The organism is Rhabdaerophilum calidifontis (assembly GCF_008641065.1).
GTDB classification, from domain to species: domain Bacteria; phylum Pseudomonadota; class Alphaproteobacteria; order Rhizobiales; family Beijerinckiaceae; genus Rhabdaerophilum; species Rhabdaerophilum calidifontis.
Window position 1 is genome coordinate 400137 of record NZ_VTRS01000001.1, and the last position, 21651, is coordinate 421787.

A 21651-nucleotide genomic window follows, 5' to 3' on the forward strand; every position below is an offset into this window, starting at 1 on the left:
AACCGCATCCGGAGGATCCCATGCCGCAGCCCCTCATGTCCGGTTTTCCTGCCCGTTTCCGGCCTGCCGCCCGGCTCTGGCTGGCCGCCGGGGTCTCTTGCGCCGCGCTGGCGGGTGCCGAGGCTGCGCAGATCGAGGCCGCCTCGCGCGTCGGCGCGGTGACGCTTCATCCGGATTCCGCGATCGTGCGCCGCGACCTGAGCGTCGAGCTCCCCGCCGGGACGCACGAGATCATCGTCGACGGCCTGCCGGGCACGCTCGATCCGGCGTCGCTGCGCGTCGAGGGGGCGGGTGACCAGCGTGTCGTCGTGACCGCCATCGATCTCCGCGCGCGGCCGGCGGCGGAGCACGAGAAACCCGAGACGCAGCGCCGGCTCAAGGCATTGCGCGCCGAACGCGACCGGCTCGCCGACCGGGCGGATGCGGTCGAGGGCCGCAAGGCGATGATCCAGCGCTTCGGCCAGGGCGGCGACGGCCGCGAGGGCAAGCCGCTCGAGATCGAGCATTGGAGCCGCGCCTGGGAGGCGGTTGGCAAGGGATTGCAGGCAGCAAACGAGGAATTGCGCGGCCTTCGCGACGAGATCCAGCGTGTCGAGGCCGAGATCGCGGCGCTGGAGCCGCCAGTCGCCCAGCCGCGGCCGGGCCGCGCCGAGCCGCGCCGCGCCGCGGCGATCGCGGTCGAGGCGGGTGTTTCCGGGCGGGTTACGCTGTCGCTGACCTATCGCGTGCAGGGCGCCGGCTGGCGTCCCGTCTACGATGCGCGGCTCGACACGCGCGGCGCGCAGCCGGTGCTGGAACTGGTCCGCCGCGCGATGATCCGCCAGAATAGCGGCGAGGATTGGGGCGATGTCGCGCTGACGCTCTCCACGCTCCAGATCGCGCGCGCGACGGCCGCGCCGCTGCTGCGGGGCGAGCGCGTCGCGTTCCACGAGCCGCTGCCGCCCCGGCCTGCGGCGCCGATGGCGGTGGGGCGCGCAGCGCCGGGCCAGGCGGATCTGGCGATGCCGGAAGCGGCGCCGCGCATGGCGGCCGCGCCGGTCGAGGAGGCGGAGGCGCGGCTCGATGCCGGCGCCTACCAGAGCAGCTACGCGGTGCCGGGCCGGACCAGCGTGCCGTCCGGCCCGGCGGAGAAGAGCGTGCGCCTCGGCGCCGAGCGGCCGGAGGTCCGGCTGACGGTCCTGAGCGCGCCGGCGCTCGACCCGCGCGCCTATCTCGAGGCGGCCTTCACCGCCCCGGCCGATGCGCCGCTGCTGGCCGGCGAGGTGCTCCTCACCCGCGACGGCGCCTTCATCGGCCGCGGCCGGCTGCCGCTCGTCGCGCCGGGCGTCGAGGCCAGGCTCGGGTTCGGCGCCGACGAGCGGGTGACGGTGACGCGCGTGCCGCTCGGGCGGATGACGCGCGAGCCGGGGCTTCTCGGTTCGACCCGCTCCGACGAGGTCCGCTTCCGCATCCAGGTGCGCAACCTGCACGGTTTCGCGATTCCCGTGCGGATCGAGGACCGCGTGCCCGTCAGCGAGGATCAGGCGATCCAGGTCGAGCGCCTCGCGGAGATGACGAAGCCGGATCTCGAGGCGCCGGACGACCGGCGCGGGGTCTTCGCCTGGGCGGCGCAGCTCAAGCCTCAGGAGGAGCGCGCCTTCGTTACCGCCTACCGCATCCGCTGGCCCGCGGGCAAGGAAACCCGGATCACGCCGCTGCCGCGCTGATTGTCGGAGGAAAACGTCGCGGCGTGCGTCAACGCACGGCGTTGACGCTTTACCCGCCGGAAGCCTTTCGGTATCCGGAGCCTTTGATGGCTGGCCGCGACGCCTGTTCCCGCGCGGCAAACCGGAGCGTGGGGTCTTCATGGCCAATGTCGTGGTGGTCGGCGCCCAATGGGGCGACGAGGGCAAGGGCAAGATCGTCGATTGGCTGAGCGAGCAGGCGGATATCGTCGTGCGCTTCCAGGGTGGCCACAATGCCGGCCACACGCTGGTGATCGACGGCGTGACCTACAAGCTCAGCCTGCTGCCCTCCGGCATCGTGCGCGGCGGCAAGCTCTCGGTGATCGGCAATGGCGTCGTCGTCGATCCGCATGCGCTGTGCGACGAGATCGAGCGGCTGCGGAGCCAGGGGGTGAAGGTCACCCCGGCGGAGCTGAAGCTGGCCGACAATGCCGCGCTGATCCTGCCGCTGCATCGCGAACTCGACGGGTTCCGCGAGAATGCCAACAGCGGCACCAAGATCGGCACCACCAAGCGCGGAATCGGCCCCGCCTACGAGGACAAGGTGGGCCGCCGCGCAATCCGTGTCCGCGATCTTGCCGAGCCCGATGCCCTGCCGCCCAAGGTCGAGCGGCTGCTCGCGCATCACAACGCGCTGCGGCGCGGGCTGGGGCTGGCGGAGGTCGAGGCCGATTCCCTGCTGCGGCTGCTGAACGAGATCGCCCCGAAGGTCCTGCCGTTCATGGATCGCGTCTGGGATACGCTCGACCATGCGCGGCGCGAGGGGCGGCGCATCCTGTTCGAAGGCGCGCAGGGCGCGCTGCTCGACATCGATCACGGCACCTATCCTTACGTCACCTCCTCGAACACCGTCGCCGGCCAGGCGGCGACCGGCTCGGGGCTGGGCCCCGGCGCGGTCGGCTATGTGCTCGGCATCGTCAAGGCCTATACGACGCGGGTCGGCGAGGGGCCGTTCCCTTCGGAGCTGCATGACGAGACCGGGCGGCAGATCGGCGAACGCGGCCGCGAATTCGGCACCGTCACCGGCCGGGCGCGGCGTTGCGGCTGGTTCGACGCCGTGCTGGTGCGCCAGACGGTCAAGACCTCGGGGATTTCCGGCATCGCGCTGACCAAGCTCGACATTCTCGACGGGTTCGAGACGATCAAGGTCTGCACGGGCTATCGCCTCGACGGCGTTCTGATCGATTATCTGCCGGCGAGCGAATCGGCGCAGAAGCGGCTGGAGCCGGTCTACGAGACCATTTCCGGCTGGTCCGGCTCCACGGCCGGGGCGCGCTCCTGGGCGGATCTGCCAGCCGAGGCGATCAAATATGTCCGCCGCATCGAGGAGCTGATCGGCGCGCCGGTGGCGCTGCTCTCCACCAGCCCGGAGCGCGACGACACCATTCTCGTCAAGAACCCGTTCGAAGCCTGACCGATGGCGGATTACTACCCCCTGCTCAGCCGGGCGACCGCAGGCAAGGAGGCCGCGGAGCGCAGCGCGATCTATGATCGTGCCCGCGGAGCGCTCGAACGGCAGCTCGGCGCCTTCGATCCGCCGCTGGAGCCGGCGGCGATCCAGGCGGAACTGGCGGCGCTGGAGGCGGTGATCCTGCGCGTGGAGGCGGAGGCCGGGCCGCCGGTCACCGCCGCAACGGAGAGCGACAGCCCCGGAGCCGCCGCCGAGGAGAATGCTTCCGAGACGGCACTTGCTGCGCAGGAGGCGAATGAGCTTGGCGCATCCGTGGCGCCGGAGGCCAGGCCCGCCGTCATTCCGCCAAAGGATACCCCGCCAAAGGATATCCCGCAGGATGAAGCCGTTCCAGCGCCGGCTGCTGCGCTTCCGCCGGAGCCTCGGATGCCCCGGCCGGTTCCGGGCCGGATGGAGCGGCCGAAGCTGCCGCCGGCGGCCCCGCCCGTTGTTCTGCCCGCGCCGGAACCGGTGGCGGCCCGATCCGTCCCGGCGCCGGATGCGGGCAAGGATACCGATACCGAGGCCGCGTCGGAACCGCGCGTTCCCGAGGATGCGGCGCCCTCGGCTCCGTTTCCGGAGGTGGGGCCCGAAGCGGAGGCGCCCGACACTGGGGCGGATATCGCGTCGCCGCCCGATCTGCCATCGCCGCCGCCGCATCCGATGTTGCGGCCGCGTGTGCCGGCGCGGGACGAGGCGCCGCGCCCGAAGAAGCGCGTGGCGCTGTTCGCGGCGCTCGCCGCGGCCGCCATCATTGCCATGGGCCTGACGGCGCTTTCGCTGCGCGATTCCGGCACGCCGATGGTGGCGCAGCCGGGCGCGGGCGGCGCGGCGCCGGTCGAGGAAGGCGAGGAGCCGAAGATCGAGGGGCGCCTCGCGGCGGCAGAGCCCGCATCCCGGCCGGTGCCGCAGAAGGAGACGCAGCAGCCGGTTCCGCAACCGCCACGGCCGGCGGAACCGCAGCGTCAGGCGAGCGCCGAGCCGCCGGCGCGCAACGGCAGCATCGAAGCCCCCGTGACGACGAGCCGCGCCTTTATGGTGCTCGAATCCGGCGGCGGTGCGCCCAACCAGTTCGAGGGGCTCGCGTCTTGGACTTTCGCGCCCGATCCGGCCCTGCGCGGCCAGAAATCACTCAAGACGATCGTGGCCTTCCCGCAGGCCAATCTCACGATCGATATCGCGCTGGCACGCAACACGGATGCGGCAATCAATGCCTCGCACACGATCATGGTCGTGTTCGAATCCGGCGGCGCGCTTGAAAATGTCCGCGAGATGAGCCCGATCGAATGGCGCGAGCGCGAGAGCCAAGCCGGGCAGAGCCTGGCCGGCATCGTGGTGCCGGTGCAGGACAATGTCTTCATGATCGGGCTCGACCGCAGCAATGCCGCGCAGCAGCGCAATCTCGATATTCTGCGCCTTCAGCGCTGGATGGTGTTCGAGATCCGGCTCGCCAATGGCCGGCGCGGCGCGGTGCTGGTCGAGAAGGGCGCGCCGGGGGACAGGGCGATCGCCGAAGCGCTCGCGGAATGGCGCTGAACGGAAAGGGCGCCCGAAGGCGCCCTTTCAACATGCCGTGCGGCCTGCGCGCGGGGAGCGCCGGCCCAGGCGCTCAGGCGCGGGCCTCGATGGCGGCGAGGTTGCGCTTCACCGCGCCCTGCACCTTCTCGAAGGCGCGGGCCTCGATCTGGCGCACGCGCTCGCGGGAGACGCCGAATTCCTCGGACAATTCCTCGAGCGTCATCGGCTCCTCGACGAGGCGGCGGGCCTCGAAGATGCGCCGCTCGCGCGGGTTCAGCACCGTGAGCGCCTGGCCGAGCGCGGCGTGGCGGTTCTCGCTCTCCTCCGAGCGGACCAGGATCGCCTCCTGATTGTCGCTCTCGTCGGCGAGCAGGTCCTGCCATTCGGCGGAGCCGTCGTCGCGCATCTGGACATTGAGCGAGGAATCACCGCCGAGGCGGCGGTTCATCTCGATGACCTCGTGCGTCTCCACGCCCAGCTTGCGGGCGATTTCCGCGACCTGATCGGGCCGGAGATCGCCGTCCTCGAGCGCGGAAATACGGCCTTTCGCCTTGCGCAGGTTGAAGAACAGCTTCTTCTGGTTGGCGGTGGTGCCCATCTTCACGAGGCTCCACGAGCGCAGGATGTATTCCTGGATCGAGGCCTTGATCCACCAGATGGCGTAGGTCGCGAGGCGGAAGCCCTTGTCGGGGTCGAAGCGCTTCACGGCCTGCATCAGGCCGATATTGCCCTCCGAGACGACATCACCGATGGGAAGCCCATAGCCGCGATATCCCATCGCGATCTTGGCGACGAGCCGGAGATGCGAGGTCACGAGCTTATGTGCGGCCTGAGAATCCTGGTATTCCTGGTAGCGCTTCGCCAGCATGTATTCCTCATCCGGCTTCAGGACGGGAAAGCGACGAATTTCGGTGAGGTAGCGGGAAAGGCCCCCTTCACCCGCGATCACGGGCAATGCGGCAGCGGTCATTTGTCCTCCTTCGGGCCCCCGGACGCGGCAGGCCCAACGCCGATGTGCAACACCGTTCGGCGCGTCGGTGGTTATATCACACCCTTTACGTGGCGAAAGCGGGGCGTGGATCACCGATCCGTCATCGCCACCGCCTCTGCGAGCGCGGCCACCAGCGCGGCGAAGTCCGGCGGCGGCGGGCTTTCGAACCGCATCGTCTCGCCCGTCCGCGGATGCGCGAATGCGAGCATTTCGGCATGCAGCGCCTGCCGGCCGAGCCGTTCGAGCGCCTGGCGCGCCGCGGGCGGCAGATTTGCCTCCCGCGTGCGGAACCCCGAGCCGTAGAGCGGATCGCCGAGCAGGGGATGGCCGATATGCGCGAGATGAACGCGGATCTGGTGGGTGCGGCCGGTTTCGAGCCGGCAGGCGATGAGGCTCGCGAGGCCGCGCCCGCCGGCGGCGAAGGTCTCGATCGCGTCGTAATGCGTGATGGCGAAACGGGCCTGCGCGGCGCGCGAGACGATCATCTTCTCGCGGTTGGCGCTGCTGCGGGCGATGGCGGCGTCGATGGTGCCGCTCCTGCGCGGCAATTCCCCCCAGACCAGCGCGAGATAGCGCCGCTCAAGCGGGCCGGTGCGGCCGTGATCGGCGAATTGCGCGGCCAGCGCGCGGTGGGCATGGTCGTTCTTCGCGGCGACCATGACCCCCGATGTCTCCTTGTCGAGCCGGTGGACGATGCCCGGTCGCAGCACGCCGTTGATGCCGGAAAGGCTCGCGCCGCAATGCGCGATCAGCGCGTTGACGAGCGTGCCACTCTCGTGGCCACCCGCGGGATGGACGACCATGCCGGCGGGCTTGTCGAGCACGACGAGATCGGCATCCTCATACAGGATCGCGAGCGGAATCGCCTCGCCGCGCGGCTCGGCCGGCTCGGGCGGAGGCCTGTCGAGCCGGATCGTCTCGCCACCGCGCAGTCGGCGGGCGGCGTCGCGCACCATCTCGCCGTCCACGGCGACATGGCCGGCGGCGATCAGCGTCTGGATGCGGGCGCGGGACAGATCCCCCAGATGTCCGGCCAGCGCCTTGTCGAGGCGGGTTCCGGCCTCGGCGGGCGTGATCTCGATGGTGGTGGGGGTTGCGTTCTGGGGCATGATCCGGCGTGCCGCGTCGACGGCGCCATGGCGGCGAGTTTCATCTTGCGATACGCGCCGAGAATGCCTATAGCAACCGCCTCGCGACCGATCCTCGCTCTCGCAGCGCGCCGGTTGCCACGCTCCCATCGTCTAGAGGCCCAGGACACCCGCCTCTCACGTGGGTAACAGGGGTTCGAATCCCCTTGGGAGCGCCAATCCCGCCTGTCCCATCCCCGCTTTTCCACCGCCCTTGCGGCCGTTCCGGTCAGCATGCCGGCCTTTGCGCGACAGGGCATGCCTTCCATCGGGCGGATATCTTGCATGCATGATATACTTAACTTACGGTCGTCGCAGTAACGCTTGAACCGATCCGGGCAGAGATCGCATGGCGCAGGGTGGAACACGGGCGAGGATGGCGGGTAGGGCGCAGCTCTGGCGCGCGGCCAGGCCGATGGGCGTTTCCGAAGGCGTCTACGGGCGCATCAAGGCACGAATCCTCGATCTTGATCTCGCGCCCGGCGCGGCCTTGTCCGAACCCGATCTTGCGCTGCAATACGGCGTCAGCCGCACCCCCATCCGCGAGGCGCTGATCCGGCTTGCCGACGAGGGGCTCGTCTTGATCATTCCGAAATCCGGGACGATGGTCTCGCGCATCCCGGTTCATCTGTTGCCCGAAGCGATCCTCGTCCGCCAGGCGCTCGAGGATGTGACGGTCCGCCATGCCGCGGCGCGGGCGACGCGCTCGGACCTGCTTCGGCTCGAGGCCTCGATCCTGAGCCAGGAGGAACTCGTCGCGGCGGCGGATTTCGACAGTTTCCACCTCGCCGATGAGGAATTTCACGCTCTGATCGCCGGAATTGCCGGGCTGCCGGGGATCTGGACCCTCGTCGAGCGCGCCAAGATGCATATCGACCGCTATCGCCGCCTCACGCTGCCGCAGGCGGGGCGCATGGAGCGCGTGGTGCGTGAACATCGCGCCGTGCTCGAAGCCATCGCTCATGGCGATCCCGATGCGGCCGCACGGGCGATGGCGGCGCATGTTTCCGGATTGGTGATCAGCATCGAGGCGGTGCGCGATGCCAACCCGGATTTCTTCGAGGGGGAATTCGACCGGCCGGCACAGACCGGGGGAGGAACGCACCGCGCGGCTGAAGGCGGGCGATAGCAACGACAAGGAGAGGAACGGCCATGACGACCAAAAGAACATTCCTGCTCGCCACCGCATTCGCGATGGCTTTCGCGGCGCCGGCGCTGGCGCAGACCAAGCTGCGCTGGGCGCATGTCTACGAGACCAACGAGCCCTACCATACCGAAGCGCTCTGGGCGGCCGAGGAGATCAGGAAGCGCACCGGCGGCAAGATCGAGATCTCGATCCACCCGGCCTCCCAGCTCGGCAACGAGAACCAGATCAACGAGGGGCTCGGCCTCGGCACGGTGGACATCATCTATACCGGCGTCGCCTTCGCCGGCTCGATCCACAAGCCGATGGCGATCACCAACGCGCCGTTCGTGCTGCGCGATTTCGACCATTGGAAGGCCTATCGCGGCTCCACGCTCTTCCGCGATATCGCCAAGGGCTACGAGGACAAGACCCGGCACAAGATCATCGCGCTCACCTATTACGGCCAGCGCATGCTGACGGCGAACCGCGCCATCACCAAGCCCGAGGACATGAAGGGCATGAAGCTGCGCGTGCCGCCGGCGCCCCTCTTCCTGATGTTCACCAAATCCGTGGGCGCCAATGCGACGCCGATCGCCTTCGCCGAGGTCTATCTCGCGCTCCAGCAGAAGACGGTGGACGGCCAGGAAAACCCGCTGCCGACCATCATGGCCAAGAAGTTCCACGAGGTGCAGACGCATATCATGCTCACCGGCCATATCACGGAATCGCTGCTCACCATCGTCGGCGGCCATGTCTGGGCGAGGCTCGACGAGGGCCAGAAGAAGATCGTCAGCGAGGTGCTGATGGAGGCCGCCGCCAAGGCGACCGACCAGATCCGCGCCTCCGAGCAGAAGCTCGCCGACGAGTTCCGCAAGCTCGGCAAGACGGTGATCGAGGTCGACCGCAAGCCCTTCATCGCGGCGGCCGCGCCGCTCCACAATGATCCCGCCGCCGGCGCGGGCTGGTCGAAGGCCGAATATGACGCGCTGCAGGCGCTGAAATAACCGCGTTCCGCGATCATCGCCGCAATCCCGGTGCCGCGGCGGCGCCGGCCTTTCTCCAGCGCGAGGTGAGCAATGGGCGTTCCTGCACCCGAGGCCAACGACGATCTGACCGAGACCCATATCATTCATGTCGAGGAGGCGGAGACGCAGGTCGATCTGCATCTCGACGACATGATCGCCTTCGCGGTGTTCTGGGGGATGGCGGGTGTCGTCTTCCTCCAGTTCTTCTCGCGCTATATCCTCAACGACAGCGCGGCCTGGACCGAGGAAATCGCGCGCTACATGCTGATGTGGCTGACCTTCATCGGCGCGGCGATCGTGACGCGGCGCGGCACCCATATCGGCGTCGAGGTACTGCTGCACATGCTGCCCGAGGCTTCGCGCCGCGGCCTGCGCTTCCTGATCGATGTCGTGACGCTGGGCTTCATCGCGCTGCTGTGCTGGTTCTCGGTGATGATCACCGAGCGCATGGGCATCCAGCGCATGACCGTGATCGATGTCTCGATGAGCGTCGTCTATGCGGGGATCGCCTTCGGCTGCTTCCTGATGCTCTGGCGGGCGGTGCAGGTCTTCATCGCCAATGCGCGGCGCGGCTGGCGCCCCGATCCCCATGCCACGACCCTGATCCTGGACTGACCCGCATGGCTCTGCTCATCATCGCCTTTCTCGTCGCCCTGCTGGTCGGCGTCCCGATCTTCATCGCGCTCGGCGGCGCCTCGCTGCTCTATACGCATTTCATCGCCGGCATCCCGGATTTCGTGGTGCTGCACCGGATGGCGGGCGGGGTCGATTCCTTCCCGCTGATCGCGGTGCCGTTCTTCATCCTCGCCGGCAATCTCATGAATTCGGCCGGGATCACCAACCGCATCTATGATTTCGCGATCGCGGCGGTCGGCTGGCTGCGCGGCGGGCTCGGGCATGTCAATGTCGTCGGCTCGGTGATCTTCGCCGGCATGTCGGGCACGGCGGTCGCCGATGCCGGCGGGCTTGGGACGATCGAGATCAAGGCGATGCGCGATCACGGCTATCCGCCCGAATTCGCCGTCGGCATCACCGCCGCTTCCTCGACGATCGGGCCGATCATCCCGCCCTCGCTGCCGATGGTGATCTTCGGGGTGATGGCCAATGTCTCGATCGGCCAGCTCTTCGCGGCCGGCTTCGTGCCGGGGCTGCTGATGGCGCTCGGCATGATGGCCTATGTCACCTGGTATGCGCATCTGCACGGCATCGGCCGCGATGCCGCGTTCCGCTGGCGCGTGCTCGGCAAGACCTTCTTCCGGGCCGTGCCGGCGCTGCTGACGCCGGTGATCATCATCGGCGGCATGGCGTCGGGCGCCTTCACGCCGACGGAGGCCGCCATCGCGGCCTGCGCCTGGGCGCTGCTGCTCGGCGCGCTGTTCTACCGCACGCTCGACCTGAAGCGCTTCTACGCAATCTCGGTCCAGACCATCGAGACCACCGCGAGCGTCCTGATCATCGTCGGGGCGGCCTCGCTGTTCGGCTGGGTTCTCACGGTGACGCAGGTGACCGAGCAGGTGACCCGGCATCTGCTCGGCATCACCACCGATCCGCTGATGCTGCTGCTGATCATCAATCTGATCCTGCTCGTCGTCGGCTGCTTCATGGAGACGATCGCCGCGATCTCGATCCTGGTGCCGGTGCTGATGCCGGCGGTCGAGAAGGTGGGGATCGATCCGGTGCAATTCGGCGTCGTGATGGTGCTGAACCTGATGATCGGGCTGTTGACGCCACCGGTCGGGATGGTGCTGTTCGTGCTGAGCCGCGTCGCGAACCTGTCCTTCGACCGGACGGTGAAGGCCGTCCTGCCGTTCCTGATCCCGCTCATCGTCGTGCTGGTGCTGATCTCGGCGATTCCGCAGATCACGCTCTATCTGCCGACGCTCTGGTATCGCTGAGTCGGGCGGGGTGAACGGTTTCAGCCGGTCCGGCGGTCGCCGGGGCGGGGGATCTCGGAGCGGTAGGTCTCCTCGCCGCCGCGGAAGCGGGCCAGGGCGGCGCCGGTATCGAGCCCGCCGAGGCGGCGCTCGAATTCGCGCAGTTCCGCCTGCCGCGCCTGAAGATCCTGCCGCAGCAGGGCGGCGCGGCGCGCCTCCTCCTGATGGGCCTCGCGCGCCCGTTCGGCCTGGAGCCGGGCCTCGTCGAGCGCGAGGCGGCGGCTTTCCGCCAGGTCGATGGCCGCGTCGAGCCGGGAGGCCAGGGTTTCGCGCTGGCCTTCGAGGGCGGCGATCGTCGCGCGTGCCTCGTCGCGCTGGGCGGCGAGATCGGCGAGCCGGGCGGCGCTGGCCTCGGCCTCGACCCTGAGGGCGGCGAGGTCGGTCTCGAACGCGGCAACGCGCCGGCGTTCGGCGGCGAGCGCGTCATGGAGCGCGCTCTCGGCCTTCAGGCGCTCACCGATCTCGGCCTTGGCTGCGGCAAGTGCGGCCCGCGTCTGCTTCGCCTCCTGCTCGATCCGCGCCATGGCCACGGCATGGGCGGCCCGGATCCGGTCCCGCGCCGCGAAGATATCCTCGGGGGAGATCGGCAATTGCTGCTCGAGCCGGTCCGTCGTGATGCGAACCGCGCGGCGCCAGAAGGCCGGCAGCAGGATCAGCCAGACAAGCCCGGCGAGAAGGGCGCCGAGGGTAAAGACGAGAGCGTATTCGATCATGCCTCAACAACCTGCACGCGAGGATTGTTCAGCATGAAAACCCGATGGCGTCAAAACGGATTCCAGGTCGATTCGGGCGTGAACTTCAAATATCCGAGATTGACGCCGAGCCGCGCGCCGACGCCGGCCCGGATCGGCACCACCAGGATGTTGTTGGCGGTCAGCGCGGTCATGCCAAAGCCGCCGACCAGATAGGCCGAGCCATCCACCCCGACGAAACGCTGGTAGATGTCGTTCACGCGCGGCAATTGATAGACGAGCATCATCGTCCGCGCGCCGTCGCCGCCGAAATCGAAGCCCACCGAAGGGCCCTGCCAGAACACCTTCCGGTCGCCCGCATTGCGGGTATAGAGCACGCCCTCGCCGTAGCGGAGCCCGCCGACGAAGGCGCCGGCCGCTTCCTGTCCGAGGATATAGCCGTTCGGCTCACCCCAGCGCCGCGTCGCTTCCTCGATGGTGAGCGCAAGGCCGCGCGAGACCGAGCCGAAGAAGCGATGGCCCGAGCCGACCAGCTCGCGCGTCGAATAGGTCGAACCGTCCCCCGGCCGTGTCGCCTGCTGGGCAACGGCTCGGAAAGGAAATGCTGGCAGAACGAGAAGCAACAGGGCGAGAAGCGCCACCATCCGTGCTGCGGCGGAATGTGGTCCGCGGGCGGTCGGGCCGACCATGCGGGCGGCAGCGGGGCGTCGGGTCTCGGCCATCATGCGGGAACCTCGTGCGGCGGGGCGGGACGGGGCCATGGGCATCGCGGGGAACGAAGCGGAAGCGGGTGGACGAATCGCCATGAAACCGAGACTTGACCGACAAGGCGGCGTTCTCAAGGCCAAAATGCGCGTTCCCGCTGCACGGAGGCGTGCATTTGCGCTGGTCGTCACGGCATTCGTGGCGAGCCTCACGACGTCGGCCGGAGCGCGGGCGATCGAATTGCGTCTCGGCGATGACCCGATTTCCGATCCGCTGACCGGTGCGGCGATCTTCGGTTTCGATCCGGTCGCGTATTTCACCCGCAACCAGGCGGTGACGGGCAGCGAGAACCACCGGGTCTATTTCGCCGGCAAGGTCTGGCATTTCGAATCCGAAGCCAACCGTGCTGCGTTCCTGGCCGAGCCGCAGAGTTACCTGCCGGTGTTCGGCGGCTATGATCCCGCGGCTATCGCGGCCGGGTTCGCGGTGGCGGGCAGCCCGGAGCTGTTCCTGATCCTCGACGAGCGGATCTATCTGTTCCGCAAGCCCGAATCCCGCGAAGCCTTCCTGCGCGACCCGGCGATCCGCGAAGCGGCGGCCCGCAACTGGCCGCAGGTCAAGCGTGATCTCGTGCCCTAGCGGCAGGCCGGCGGCGGCGCCCGCCGGCAGGCGATGAAATCAGGGCTCGCCCAGCCATCCGGTCCCGGGCCGTAGACGAGCGGTTTTCCGTCGAGATCGAAGACGCCGCCGCCGAGCGCGCGCAGCAGGGCATCGCCGGCCGCGATGTCCCATTGCATCGTCCGGCCGCGCCGGGGATAGATATCGGCTTCGCCATCGGCCAGGCGCGCGAATTTCAGCGCCGAATTCTCGCGGCGGATCTCGACCGCGCCGCAGGCCGCGCAGAGCGGCCGGCTGTCCTCGCCGGATTGGTCCCGCGAGACGATCGCCACCGAGAGCCGGCGCTCGCCCTGCGGCAGCGCTCGGCCGCGGCGGGACGCGCGGCCCGCTGCGGTGAAGGCGCGCGCGCCTGCCCACCAGCTCCGCCCCGAGACGGGGGCGTGGATGGCGCCGGCGATCGGGTTCCCGCCGGCGATCAGCGCGATCAGCACGCAGAATTCCGCGCCTCCGGAGAGGAAGGGGCGGGTGCCGTCCAGCGGATCGACGAGAAAGTGAATCGGCATGGCGGCTGCCGCATGGCTCTCCGTGTGTTCCTCGCTGACGACCGGCCAATGCGGGAAGGCGGCTGCGAGCTGGGTGCGGATCAGGGTCTCGGCAGCGAGATCGGCGGCGCTGACCGGCGACCCGTCCGCCTTGAGCGCCGAAGGGCAGGGTTCATCGCGGTAGCGCAGCAGGCAATCGCCGGCCTCGCGCGCGATCCCGGCCAGCCGGCGGGCGATCGCGTCGCGGCGATCCGGGGAGAGGGCGGGAGCGGAACGGGGTGTCTGGCTTGGCATTGCGCGCCGGGGAACGAGGAATCACCACAAAGGTAGGGTGCTTTTCCAGAACGGAAAACCGCCGCCGGGTTGGCGCGGACGAAAAGCGCATGTATCACCCGGAAAGGGCCCGGTTGCGGCGGGGCGGGCATGCCCCGGCCGCGCCGCGGGGCGCAGCGCGGAGCCGGCACATGGCGAATGATCTCAAGACCATCGAACTCTCGCCGCTCGACCTCGCGGCCCTGTTGTGCAGCCGGGTCTGCCACGACGCAGTCGGCCCGGTCGGGGCGATCGTCAACGGGCTCGAATTGCTCGACGAGGATGACAGCCCCGAGACGCAGGCGCTGTCGCTGGAGCTGATCCGCAAGAGCGCCCGGCAGGCTTCGGCACGGCTGCAATTCGCGCGGATCGCGTTTGGCGCGGCGGGTTCTGCCGGTTCGGCGGTCGATCTCGGCTATGCGCAGCAGCTTACGCAGCAATTCTTGCAGGACGAGAAGGTGACGCTCAACTGGTCGACGCCCCGGCTCTTCGTCGAAAAGAACCGCGTCAAGCTGCTGATGAACCTCGTTGTCATCGCGCTGGCCGCCATTCCGCTCGGCGGCACGATCGAGGTGGGCATGGAGGGCGATGCCGAAAACCCGCATTTTCTCGTCGAGGCGCGGGGGCCGAAGCCGCGGCTCGGCCCGCATGTGCTCGACCTGCTCGAAGGCCGCAGCGAGACCGGGGGCGTGGACGCGCATGGTTTCCAGGTCTTCTATACGGGCGCGATCGCGCGCGCGGGCGGCATGGCGCTCGACGTCGCGGTGGACGAGGAGCGGGTCCGGATCTCCGCGAAGCCTACAACCTGAGGTGAATTTTTTGTGGCCTGTTGAGCGAAGGACCGGCCGCGCAAACCAATCATAAACCCTTGTCGGGCAACGTTCAGCCGGATGGATCGTGCGCGCCTTGCGCCGAGCAAGTTCGGATCGAACGGTATGGATGACCTCCTCAAGGACTTCGTGGTCGAGACCTCCGAGCATCTCGACATCGTCGATGCGGAGCTGGTCCGCTTCGAGCGCGACCCCAACAACAGCGCGACGCTGGCGCTCATTTTCCGGCTGGTCCACACGATCAAGGGCACCTGCGGCTTTCTCGGCCTGCCACGGCTCGAGCATCTCGCCCATGCCGGCGAGGACGTGATTTCCGGGTTCCGCGACGGCAAGCCGGTTACCGCGCCGGCGGTGACGATGATCCTGAAGACCATCGATCGCATCAAGGGGATCATCGCCGAGATCGAGAAGAACGGGGCCGAACCCGAGGGCGACGACGAGGATCTGGTCACCGCGCTGCGCGCCCTTGCCAATGGCGAGGCATTGCCGGAGGACGCGCCGGCACCGGCGCTCGCAGCGGTCGGCGCCGAGACCAGCGGTTCGCTGGCCTTCCAGGTGCTTGAGCGCAACCTGCGCGAGGACGAGGTGACGCTCGACGAACTCGAGCGCGCCTTCCGCGAGGCGCCGGGGCCGGATGCGGTGAGCTTTGCCGCGACTGCGGTCCCTGATTCCGCCCCGAACCCCGCCAAGGAGCCTGCCAGGGCCGAAGCCGCGCCGGCGGCCAAAACTGCCGCCAAGTCGTCCACCGACAAGTCGTTCGCCGACAAGTCCGCCTCCAAGCCGGAAGCGGCCGCCGAGGGTGGCGAGGGCGGCGGCGACAACCAGAATTCGGTTTCCAAGCAATCGGTCCGCGTTTCTGTCGGCACGCTCGACCGGCTGATGACGATGGTCTCGGAACTGGTCCTGACCCGCAACCAGCTGCTCGAGATCGCCCGCCAGCGGGACGATGCCGATTTCAAGTCGCCGCTCCAGCGCCTCTCCCACATCACCGCCGAACTCCAGGACGGCGTGATGCAGACGCGGATGCAGCCGATCGGCTCGGCCTGGACCAAGCTGTCGCGCGTTGTCCGCGATCTCTCGGCCGAACTCGGCAAGAAGATCGAGCTGGTCACGAGCGGCGCCGAGACCGAGATCGACCGGCAGCTCCTCGAAATGATCAAGGATCCGCTGCTGCACATGGTGCGCAACGCCGCGGATCACGGGCTCGAAATGCCCGACGAGCGCGTGGCGGCCGGCAAGCCTGCGCACGGCACCATCCATCTGCGCGCGGCCCAGGAATCCGGCTATATCATCGTCGAGGTGGCGGATGACGGACGCGGCATCGATCTCGACCGCGTCAAGGCCAAGGCGATCCGCAACGGCCTGACGACGGAGGCGGATGCCGCGCGCCTCTCGGACGAGCAGATCCTGCGCTTCATCATGGAGCCGGGCTTCTCCACCGCGCAGGCAATCACCAATATTTCCGGCCGCGGCGTCGGCATGGACGTGGTGCGCAGCCAGGTCGAGCAGGTCGGCGGCGTCGTCGATCTGCGCTCGCGGGCCGGCAAGGGGCTTACGGTCACGATCAAGCTGCCGCTGACCCTGGCGATCGCCTCGGCGCTGATCGTCGAGGCGGCCGGACAGCGCTTCGCGATTCCGCAGATCTCGGTGGCGGAACTGGTGCGCACCCAGGAATCCGGTGAGGTCCGGATCGAGAAGCTCAACGGCCAATCCACCCTGCGGCTGCGCCAGAAATTGCTGCCCGTGGTGGATGTCGCGGACGAACTCGGACTGGAGGCCGCGCGCGGCGAGGATGGGTCGGCGGGCAAGGCGGCGGGCGAGGACAAGCTGGTCGTCGTCTGCCATGTCGGCGGCCATCGCTTCGGCATCATCGTCGATTCGATCCTGCACACCGAGGAAATCGTCGTGAAGCCGATCTCCTCGAAGCTCCGGCACATGTCGGTCTATTCCGGCGCGACGATCCTCGGCGACGGTTCGGTGATCCTCATTCTCGAACCGGCCGGCGTGGCGCGCTCCGTCATCGACAGCAGCAGCCGCGAGGGCACGGGCCAGAGCGAGGCCGAACTTGCGGCCGAGCTGGCGGCGAGCACCGAACGCTCGCTGCTGCTGCTGTTCCGCGCCGGCGGGGTCAATCTCAAGGCGATCCCGCTCGCCTTCATCGGCCGCCTCGAGGAATTCGAGCGCTCCAAGATCGAGGATACCGGCGGCAAGGCGGTGGTCCAGTATCAGGGCCGGCTCATGCCGATCCTCGGCTATCCGAGCCAGAGCGGTTTCGGCGAAGGCTTCGATCTCGAATCGCGCCAGCCGGTTCTTGTCTTCCACCAGAAGGATCGCGAGATCGGCATGGCGGTCGACGAGATCGTCGATGTCGTCGAGGTCGCGATCGAGATCGATACCAGCCACGCGGTGCCGGGCACGGTCGGCGCGGCGATCATCGACGGCAAGGCGGTCGAGATCGTCGATGTCTCGGAACTGGTGGCGCCGGAAGGCAGCGAGAAGATGGGGGCGACCTCGGAGGAGCATGTCGATGTGATGCTCGTCGAGGGTTCGGAATTCTTCCGGGCGCTGTTTGCCCCGCTGCTCCAGAATGCGGGTTACCGGCTCTCGGTGGTCGGCTCCATGCAGCAGGCCAAGGCCGCGATGGCGCGCCAGAGGCCGGCGGTGGTGGTGCTCGACCTCGACCAGCCGGGCGAGGAGGGCTTCGCCTTCGTCCGTGAGCTTGCCGAGGCCGGGTTCGATGCGCCGGTCATCGGGCTCGTCAGCCGTGCGGCGCCGAAGCTCATCGAGCGCGGCAAGGCCGCCGGGCTCTATGATCTCGTCGGCAAGTTCGACCGGCAGGGCCTGCTCGGCGCCCTTGGCGAGGCGCTCGGCGGCTACGGCAACACGCAATGGGGGGTCGCGGCATGAGTGGGGACAATCGCAGGCGCCTGGACATGGCGATCGTCGACGATATCCAGCTCGTCTCCGTCCGCATCGAGGGGCAGCTCATCGGCCTGCCTATCACCTCGGTGCGCGATGTCTTCTCGATCCATGCGATGACGCCGGTGCCGCGCGCCGATCGCGCGGTCGCGGGGCTCGTCAACCTGCGCGGCCATATCGTGACCATTCTCGATCTCGGCTCGCTGCTCAACGCCCGCAAGACGGGCCGCCCGAAGGATCACGAGCCGATGGCGGTCGGGGTCGAATGGCAGGGCGAGGTGTTCGGTCTCGTCGTCGACGAGATCGGCGACGTTCTGTCGCTCTCCGCGGATTCGAGCGAGGCGATGCCCGCCAATCTCGGCCATAGCTGGACGCGCTTCACGCGGCGGGTGCACAAGCTCGAGCGCGAACTGATGATCGAAATCGACCTGCACGCGCTTCTCGAAACGATGACGCTCCAGGCTGCCTGAAGGGAACGGTCCGATGAAATACTGCCTTGTGGTCGATGATTCGAGCGTCATCCGGAAGGTTGCACGCCGCATCCTCGAGGGCATGCAGTTCGAGATCGCCGAAGCCGAGGATGGCAAGCAGGCGCTGGACGCCTGCTCGGCCAGGATGCCGGACGCCATCCTGCTCGATTGGAACATGCCGAACATGGACGGCTACGAATTCCTGACCCTGCTGCGCAAGATGTCGGGCGGGGACCGGCCGAAGGTCGTGTTCTGCACCACGGAGAACGATGTCGCCCATATCGCCAAGGCGATGGATTCGGGCGCCGACGAATATGTGATGAAGCCGTTCGACAAGGACATCATCACCTCGAAGTTCGGCGAGGTCGGCCTCGTCTGAGCGCTTCGCGGCCAGGACGGCCCACCACAACCCTTGATGGGGGCCCTCGCGCCCTGGAGTTTCCGCATGGTGGCCGTTCCGCACCGAGTCCTCCCCCGAGCCGGTCCGCAGCCGGTGAGCGTCGCGGTCGTCGACGATTCCGTCGTCGTGCGCGGCCTGCTGTCGAAATGGCTGTCGGAGACGAACGGCGTCGAGGTCGTCGGCACCTATCGCTCGGGGCGCGAGATCATCAACGCCCTGCCGGGCGTGATGCCCAAGATCATCCTGCTCGATCTCGACATGCCGGAGATGGACGGGATCACCGCGCTGCCGCTGATCCTGGCGAAATCGCCGCATTCGCGGGTGATCGTCGTCTCGTCGCTGTCCGTCCACGGCGCCGAACTCACCATGCGCTCGCTGATGCGTGGCGCGACGGATTACCTGCCGAAGCCCTCGAACCATCGCGAGGTCTCGACCTCGGCGGATTTCCGCCAGGCGCTGGTCGCCAAGGTGCTGGCGGTCGGCGGTGTGCGGCTGGCGGCGCGGGTGCCGGTCCAGCCGGCATCTGTGCCCGCGCCGGTTTCCCCTCTGGCGCGGCCGCGCCCGCCGCAGCCGGCGGCGCTGCCCGAGCGCCCGGCCATCCCGACACCGTTCGTGCGGCCCGCCGTGTCCGCGCCGGCGGCGCCGGGACAGATCCGTCTGCGGCCGATCGAACGCGGGCGCCCGAAACTCGTCGTGATCGGAGCCTCCACCGGGGGACCGCAGGCGCTCGTCGCGCTGCTCGCGCGGATGCGCCCGGCGCTTGGCCGTGTGCCGGTGGTGATCGCCCAGCACATGCCGCCAATCTTCGGCTCGATCTTCGCCACGCATCTCAAACAGCATGCGGGGCTGCCGGCCGTCGAGGCGGCGGATGGGGCGGTGCTGATGCCCGGCGCGATCTATCTTGCGCCAGGCGGGTGCCACACCGTGGTGCGCAAGAAGCCCGACGGGCAGATCGTGATCGCGATGCTGCCCTCGGAGGCGCGGGGGCCGTGGCGCCCCTCGATCGATCTCCTGTTCTCGAGCGCTGCCGAGACCTTCGGCGGCGAGGCGCTGGCGATCGCGCTGACCGGCATGGGACGGGACGGCACCGAGGGCGCACAGCATCTCGCGCGGCGCGCGGCCAATGTCATCGTGCAGGATGAAGCATCCAGCGTGGTTTGGGGCATTCCGGGCTCCATCGCCGAGGCCGGCCTCGCGAACGCGCTCCTCCCTCCGGAAAAACTCGGCGAGCTTGCGGTCACGCTGCTCGAAGCACAAACCCCATGAGCGTTCCGACCATCCATCGCGTCATCGATTTCATCAACAAGGCCGCCGGGATCGTGCTGACGACCGAGAAGGCGTATTTCATCGACGCGCGTCTTTCGCCGGTCATTCGCGAGGAAAACCTGCCGTCCATTGATGAATTGATGAACCGTGCCGAGCGCGGCGACCGGCGGCTCGCCCAGCGCGTGATCGACGCGCTTACCACCAACGAGACCTTCTTCTTCCGGGACAAGTCGCCCTTCGAGCATTTCAAGACGATCATCATCCCCGAATTGCTCGCGCGCCGGCCGGCGGGCAAGACGTTGCGCATCTGGTGCGCGGCCTGTTCCTCCGGCCAGGAGCCCTATTCGCTGGTGATGATCCTCGACGAGATGAAGGCGCAGCTCGGGGGGCGCAATGTCGAGATCCACGCCTCGGATATCTCGGAATCGATCCTCACCAAGGCGAAAAGCGGTGTCTTCAACCAGTTCGAGGTGCAGCGCGGGCTGCCCACGAAGATGCTGCTCCAGTATTTCACCAAGGATGGCGACAACTGGAAGATCAGCCAGGATGTCGTCCGCCGGGTGAACTTCTTCAAGTTCAATCTGCTCGACGAACCGCGTGCGCTCGGCACCTTCGATGTCGTGTTCTGCCGCAACGTGCTGATCTATTTCGACCGGACGACCCGCGCCGCGATCTTCGAGCGGCTCGCGGACCGGCTCGCGCCCGACGGCTACCTGCTGCTCGGCGGCGCGGAGAGCACGTTCGGCGTCACCGACCGCTTCACCTCCCATCCCAAGGAGCGGATGCTGCAGGTGCCGGTGCCGAAGCGCGCCGCGACCATGCCCGCCGCTGCCGTCCGCCCCGCCATCGCCTGAGCAGGCCAGGCCCGGCGCATAGGAAAACCCGCCCGAATGGGCGGGTTTTCCTATGCGCGCATGGGCGAAGAATGCGTTCAGGCGGGGATGCGCTCGTCGGCATCGGTCGGTTCGCGCAGCACGTAGCCACGGCCCCAGACCGTCTCGATGTAATTCTTGCCGTCCGAGGCATTGGCGAGCTTCTTGCGGAGCTTGCAGATGAAGACGTCGATGATCTTCAGCTCCGGTTCGTCCATGCCGCCATAGAGATGGTTGAGGAACATCTCCTTCGTCAGCGTCGTGCCGCGACGCAACGAGAGCAGTTCGAGCATCTGGTATTCCTTGCCCGTCAGATGCACGCGATGGCCGGCGACCTCGACGGTTTTCTGGTCGAGATTGACGATGAGGTCGCCGGTCTGGATCACCGATTGCGCATGGCCCTTCGAGCGGCGGACGATGGCGTGGATGCGCGCGACGAGTTCGTCCTTGTGGAAGGGCTTGGTCAGGTAATCGTCGGCGCCGAACCCGAGGCCCTTCACCTTGTCGTCGATGCCGGCCATGCCGGACAGGATCAGGATCGGCGTCTTGACCTTGGCGACACGCAGCGAGCGCAGCACCTCGTAGCCGGACATGTCGGGCAGGTTCAGGTCGAGAAGGATGATGTCGTAATCATAGAGCTTGCCGAGATCGATCCCTTCCTCGCCGAGATCGGTCAGGTAGATGTTGAAGTTCTCGGACTTCAGCATCAACTCGATGCTCTTGGCGGTCGCGGAATCGTCTTCAATCAGGAGAACGCGCATCGGATGGTCCCCAACCTGCAGTCGTTGCCTCATCGTGCGCCGGGCCCGGAGCATTGCCGATGCCCCCATGCACGAACGATGTCTTAAAACTTCCGACACAAATTACGCCGCAAGAGTTAACAAAACGTAATTCGTTAAGGCAAGCTTTCCAGGCGCGGTAACCCTTAATTCCTATCATTGGCAGGATCGAGATCGGGCACTTTAAAGTAGTAGAATGGTGAATCAATTCCTGAGAACTTGAACCCAAGCGATTCAACGGACTCAGCTTTTCACCTTGCGACGGACCTGCTCCGCCGGGCAGCGACCATGCGCCTGGCGCCATGCCTGGGGGCGCCGGCGGCACGCCCTCGCGCGCGGAGGCGCGCTTGG

Annotated in this window: 20 protein-coding genes and 1 tRNA gene; 15 read left to right on the forward strand and 6 right to left on the reverse strand. The window is 67.9% G+C overall.

Features of this window, described 5'->3' with window-relative positions:
- The first annotated feature begins 20 nt into the window (after positions 1-20).
- The 3 genes from FWJ24_RS01905 to FWJ24_RS01915 all read left to right on the forward strand — a co-directional run bounded on the left by FWJ24_RS01905 (position 21) and on the right by FWJ24_RS01915 (position 4710).
- Positions 21-1706, forward strand: a complete 1686-nt coding sequence (locus tag FWJ24_RS01905; protein WP_150286079.1) for a mucoidy inhibitor MuiA family protein — start codon at positions 21-23, stop codon at positions 1704-1706.
- Positions 1707-1845: 139 nt separating this feature from the next.
- Positions 1846-3138, forward strand: a complete 1293-nt coding sequence (locus tag FWJ24_RS01910; protein WP_150286080.1) for an adenylosuccinate synthase — start codon at positions 1846-1848, stop codon at positions 3136-3138.
- Between the two features lie 3 nt (positions 3139-3141).
- Positions 3142-4710 carry a hypothetical protein gene (locus FWJ24_RS01915; protein ID WP_150286081.1) on the forward strand — a complete coding sequence of 523 codons (1569 nt, stop codon included), beginning with the start codon at positions 3142-3144 and terminating at the stop codon, positions 4708-4710.
- Positions 4711-4783: 73 nt separating this feature from the next.
- Here the strand turns inward: FWJ24_RS01915 and rpoH are convergent, their stop codons facing one another.
- Entirely contained in the window at positions 4784-5662 is an 879-nt protein-coding gene (gene rpoH / locus FWJ24_RS01920) for an RNA polymerase sigma factor RpoH (protein WP_150286082.1), read from the reverse strand.
- A gap of 110 nt (positions 5663-5772) precedes the next feature.
- Positions 5773-6792, reverse strand: a complete 1020-nt coding sequence (locus FWJ24_RS01925) for an RluA family pseudouridine synthase (RefSeq protein ID WP_150286083.1) — start codon at positions 6790-6792, stop codon at positions 5773-5775.
- Between the two features lie 121 nt (positions 6793-6913).
- On the opposite strand from FWJ24_RS01925, the gene FWJ24_RS01930 reads away from it, so the two are divergent.
- The 5 genes from FWJ24_RS01930 (at position 6914) to FWJ24_RS01950 (ending at position 10856) form a co-directional block, all read left to right on the forward strand.
- Positions 6914-6989 (forward strand) — tRNA-Glu (locus FWJ24_RS01930).
- A 197-nt stretch (positions 6990-7186) separates the two neighbouring features.
- On the forward strand, positions 7187-7939 hold the full coding sequence (locus tag FWJ24_RS01935) for a GntR family transcriptional regulator (protein WP_150286084.1): 753 nt from the start codon (positions 7187-7189) through the stop codon (positions 7937-7939).
- A gap of 23 nt (positions 7940-7962) precedes the next feature.
- Complete coding sequence (locus tag FWJ24_RS01940) at positions 7963-8940, forward strand: sialic acid TRAP transporter substrate-binding protein SiaP (protein WP_150286085.1); 978 nt, start codon at positions 7963-7965, stop codon at positions 8938-8940.
- 72 nt (positions 8941-9012) lie between these two features.
- Entirely contained in the window at positions 9013-9576 is a 564-nt protein-coding gene (locus FWJ24_RS01945; RefSeq protein WP_150286086.1) for a TRAP transporter small permease, read from the forward strand.
- 5 nt (positions 9577-9581) lie between these two features.
- Positions 9582-10856 carry a TRAP transporter large permease gene (locus FWJ24_RS01950; protein WP_150286087.1) on the forward strand — a complete coding sequence of 425 codons (1275 nt, stop codon included), beginning with the start codon at positions 9582-9584 and terminating at the stop codon, positions 10854-10856.
- Between the two features lie 20 nt (positions 10857-10876).
- On the opposite strand, the gene FWJ24_RS01955 is transcribed toward FWJ24_RS01950, so the two are convergent.
- Both FWJ24_RS01955 and FWJ24_RS01960 read right to left on the reverse strand, forming a co-directional pair.
- Positions 10877-11608: a hypothetical protein gene (locus FWJ24_RS01955; protein WP_150286088.1), complete on the reverse strand. Its 732-nt coding sequence runs from the start codon at positions 11606-11608 to the stop codon at positions 10877-10879.
- Between the two features lie 50 nt (positions 11609-11658).
- Positions 11659-12231, reverse strand: a complete 573-nt coding sequence (locus tag FWJ24_RS01960; protein WP_150286626.1) for a DUF1134 domain-containing protein — start codon at positions 12229-12231, stop codon at positions 11659-11661.
- A 205-nt stretch (positions 12232-12436) separates the two neighbouring features.
- Here FWJ24_RS01960 and FWJ24_RS01965 point away from each other — a divergent pair, with 205 nt between their 5' ends.
- Positions 12437-12931: a YHS domain-containing (seleno)protein gene (locus tag FWJ24_RS01965; RefSeq protein WP_150286089.1), complete on the forward strand. Its 495-nt coding sequence runs from the start codon at positions 12437-12439 to the stop codon at positions 12929-12931.
- Here the strand turns inward: FWJ24_RS01965 and FWJ24_RS01970 are convergent.
- On the reverse strand, positions 12928-13746 hold the full coding sequence (locus FWJ24_RS01970; RefSeq protein ID WP_150286090.1) for a 3'(2'),5'-bisphosphate nucleotidase CysQ family protein: 819 nt from the start codon (positions 13744-13746) through the stop codon (positions 12928-12930). The genes FWJ24_RS01965 and FWJ24_RS01970 overlap by 4 nt on opposite strands.
- Before the next feature lie 170 nt (positions 13747-13916).
- On the opposite strand from FWJ24_RS01970, the gene chpT reads away from it, so the two are divergent.
- The 6 genes from chpT to FWJ24_RS02000 all read left to right on the forward strand — a co-directional run bounded on the left by chpT (position 13917) and on the right by FWJ24_RS02000 (position 20503).
- Positions 13917-14573 (forward strand): histidine phosphotransferase ChpT, encoded by a 657-nt coding sequence (chpT, locus tag FWJ24_RS01975; RefSeq protein WP_150286091.1) that lies wholly within the window; start codon positions 13917-13919, stop codon positions 14571-14573.
- Between the two features lie 126 nt (positions 14574-14699).
- Positions 14700-17501 (forward strand): hybrid sensor histidine kinase/response regulator, encoded by a 2802-nt coding sequence (locus tag FWJ24_RS01980; protein WP_150286092.1) that lies wholly within the window; start codon positions 14700-14702, stop codon positions 17499-17501.
- A gap of 26 nt (positions 17502-17527) precedes the next feature.
- Positions 17528-17983 carry a chemotaxis protein CheW gene (locus tag FWJ24_RS01985; protein WP_166443553.1) on the forward strand — a complete coding sequence of 152 codons (456 nt, stop codon included), beginning with the start codon at positions 17528-17530 and terminating at the stop codon, positions 17981-17983.
- Positions 17984-17996: 13 nt separating this feature from the next.
- Positions 17997-18362 (forward strand): response regulator, encoded by a 366-nt coding sequence (locus FWJ24_RS01990; protein WP_150286094.1) that lies wholly within the window; start codon positions 17997-17999, stop codon positions 18360-18362.
- Between the two features lie 114 nt (positions 18363-18476).
- Positions 18477-19649: a chemotaxis-specific protein-glutamate methyltransferase CheB gene (cheB, locus tag FWJ24_RS01995; RefSeq protein WP_166443554.1), complete on the forward strand. Its 1173-nt coding sequence runs from the start codon at positions 18477-18479 to the stop codon at positions 19647-19649.
- Positions 19646-20503: a CheR family methyltransferase gene (locus FWJ24_RS02000; RefSeq protein WP_150286096.1), complete on the forward strand. Its 858-nt coding sequence runs from the start codon at positions 19646-19648 to the stop codon at positions 20501-20503. Before cheB ends, FWJ24_RS02000 begins: the two co-directional genes overlap by 4 nt.
- Before the next feature lie 77 nt (positions 20504-20580).
- Here FWJ24_RS02000 and ctrA read toward each other — a convergent pair whose 3' ends face one another.
- Positions 20581-21282 (reverse strand): response regulator transcription factor CtrA, encoded by a 702-nt coding sequence (ctrA, locus tag FWJ24_RS02005; RefSeq protein ID WP_150286097.1) that lies wholly within the window; start codon positions 21280-21282, stop codon positions 20581-20583.
- Between the last annotated feature and the right edge of the window lie 369 nt (positions 21283-21651).

Excerpts from the sequence above, each read along its gene's own strand:
- FWJ24_RS01965 (WP_150286089.1), top strand. The coding sequence starts at position 12,437 with ATGCGCGTTCCCGCTGCACGGAGGCGTGCATTTGCGCTGGTCGTCACG.
- FWJ24_RS01970 (WP_150286090.1), bottom strand. The coding sequence starts at position 13,746 with ATGCCAAGCCAGACACCCCGTTCCGCTCCCGCCCTCTCCCCGGATCGC.
- rpoH (WP_150286082.1), bottom strand. The coding sequence starts at position 5,662 with ATGACCGCTGCCGCATTGCCCGTGATCGCGGGTGAAGGGGGCCTTTCC.
- FWJ24_RS01905 (WP_150286079.1), top strand. The coding sequence starts at position 21 with ATGCCGCAGCCCCTCATGTCCGGTTTTCCTGCCCGTTTCCGGCCTGCC.
- FWJ24_RS01910 (WP_150286080.1), top strand. The coding sequence starts at position 1,846 with ATGGCCAATGTCGTGGTGGTCGGCGCCCAATGGGGCGACGAGGGCAAG.
- FWJ24_RS01955 (WP_150286088.1), bottom strand. The coding sequence starts at position 11,608 with ATGATCGAATACGCTCTCGTCTTTACCCTCGGCGCCCTTCTCGCCGGG.
- ctrA (WP_150286097.1), bottom strand. The coding sequence starts at position 21,282 with ATGCGCGTTCTCCTGATTGAAGACGATTCCGCGACCGCCAAGAGCATC.
- FWJ24_RS01935 (WP_150286084.1), top strand. The coding sequence starts at position 7,187 with ATGGCGGGTAGGGCGCAGCTCTGGCGCGCGGCCAGGCCGATGGGCGTT.
- FWJ24_RS01985 (WP_166443553.1), top strand. The coding sequence starts at position 17,528 with ATGGCGATCGTCGACGATATCCAGCTCGTCTCCGTCCGCATCGAGGGG.
- FWJ24_RS01950 (WP_150286087.1), top strand. The coding sequence starts at position 9,582 with ATGGCTCTGCTCATCATCGCCTTTCTCGTCGCCCTGCTGGTCGGCGTC.
- FWJ24_RS01925 (WP_150286083.1), bottom strand. The coding sequence starts at position 6,792 with ATGCCCCAGAACGCAACCCCCACCACCATCGAGATCACGCCCGCCGAG.
- FWJ24_RS01960 (WP_150286626.1), bottom strand. The coding sequence starts at position 12,231 with ATGGTGGCGCTTCTCGCCCTGTTGCTTCTCGTTCTGCCAGCATTTCCT.
- FWJ24_RS02000 (WP_150286096.1), top strand. The coding sequence starts at position 19,646 with ATGAGCGTTCCGACCATCCATCGCGTCATCGATTTCATCAACAAGGCC.
- FWJ24_RS01915 (WP_150286081.1), top strand. The coding sequence starts at position 3,142 with ATGGCGGATTACTACCCCCTGCTCAGCCGGGCGACCGCAGGCAAGGAG.
- FWJ24_RS01940 (WP_150286085.1), top strand. The coding sequence starts at position 7,963 with ATGACGACCAAAAGAACATTCCTGCTCGCCACCGCATTCGCGATGGCT.
- FWJ24_RS01980 (WP_150286092.1), top strand. The coding sequence starts at position 14,700 with ATGGATGACCTCCTCAAGGACTTCGTGGTCGAGACCTCCGAGCATCTC.
- FWJ24_RS01945 (WP_150286086.1), top strand. The coding sequence starts at position 9,013 with ATGGGCGTTCCTGCACCCGAGGCCAACGACGATCTGACCGAGACCCAT.
- chpT (WP_150286091.1), top strand. The coding sequence starts at position 13,917 with ATGGCGAATGATCTCAAGACCATCGAACTCTCGCCGCTCGACCTCGCG.
- FWJ24_RS01990 (WP_150286094.1), top strand. The coding sequence starts at position 17,997 with ATGAAATACTGCCTTGTGGTCGATGATTCGAGCGTCATCCGGAAGGTT.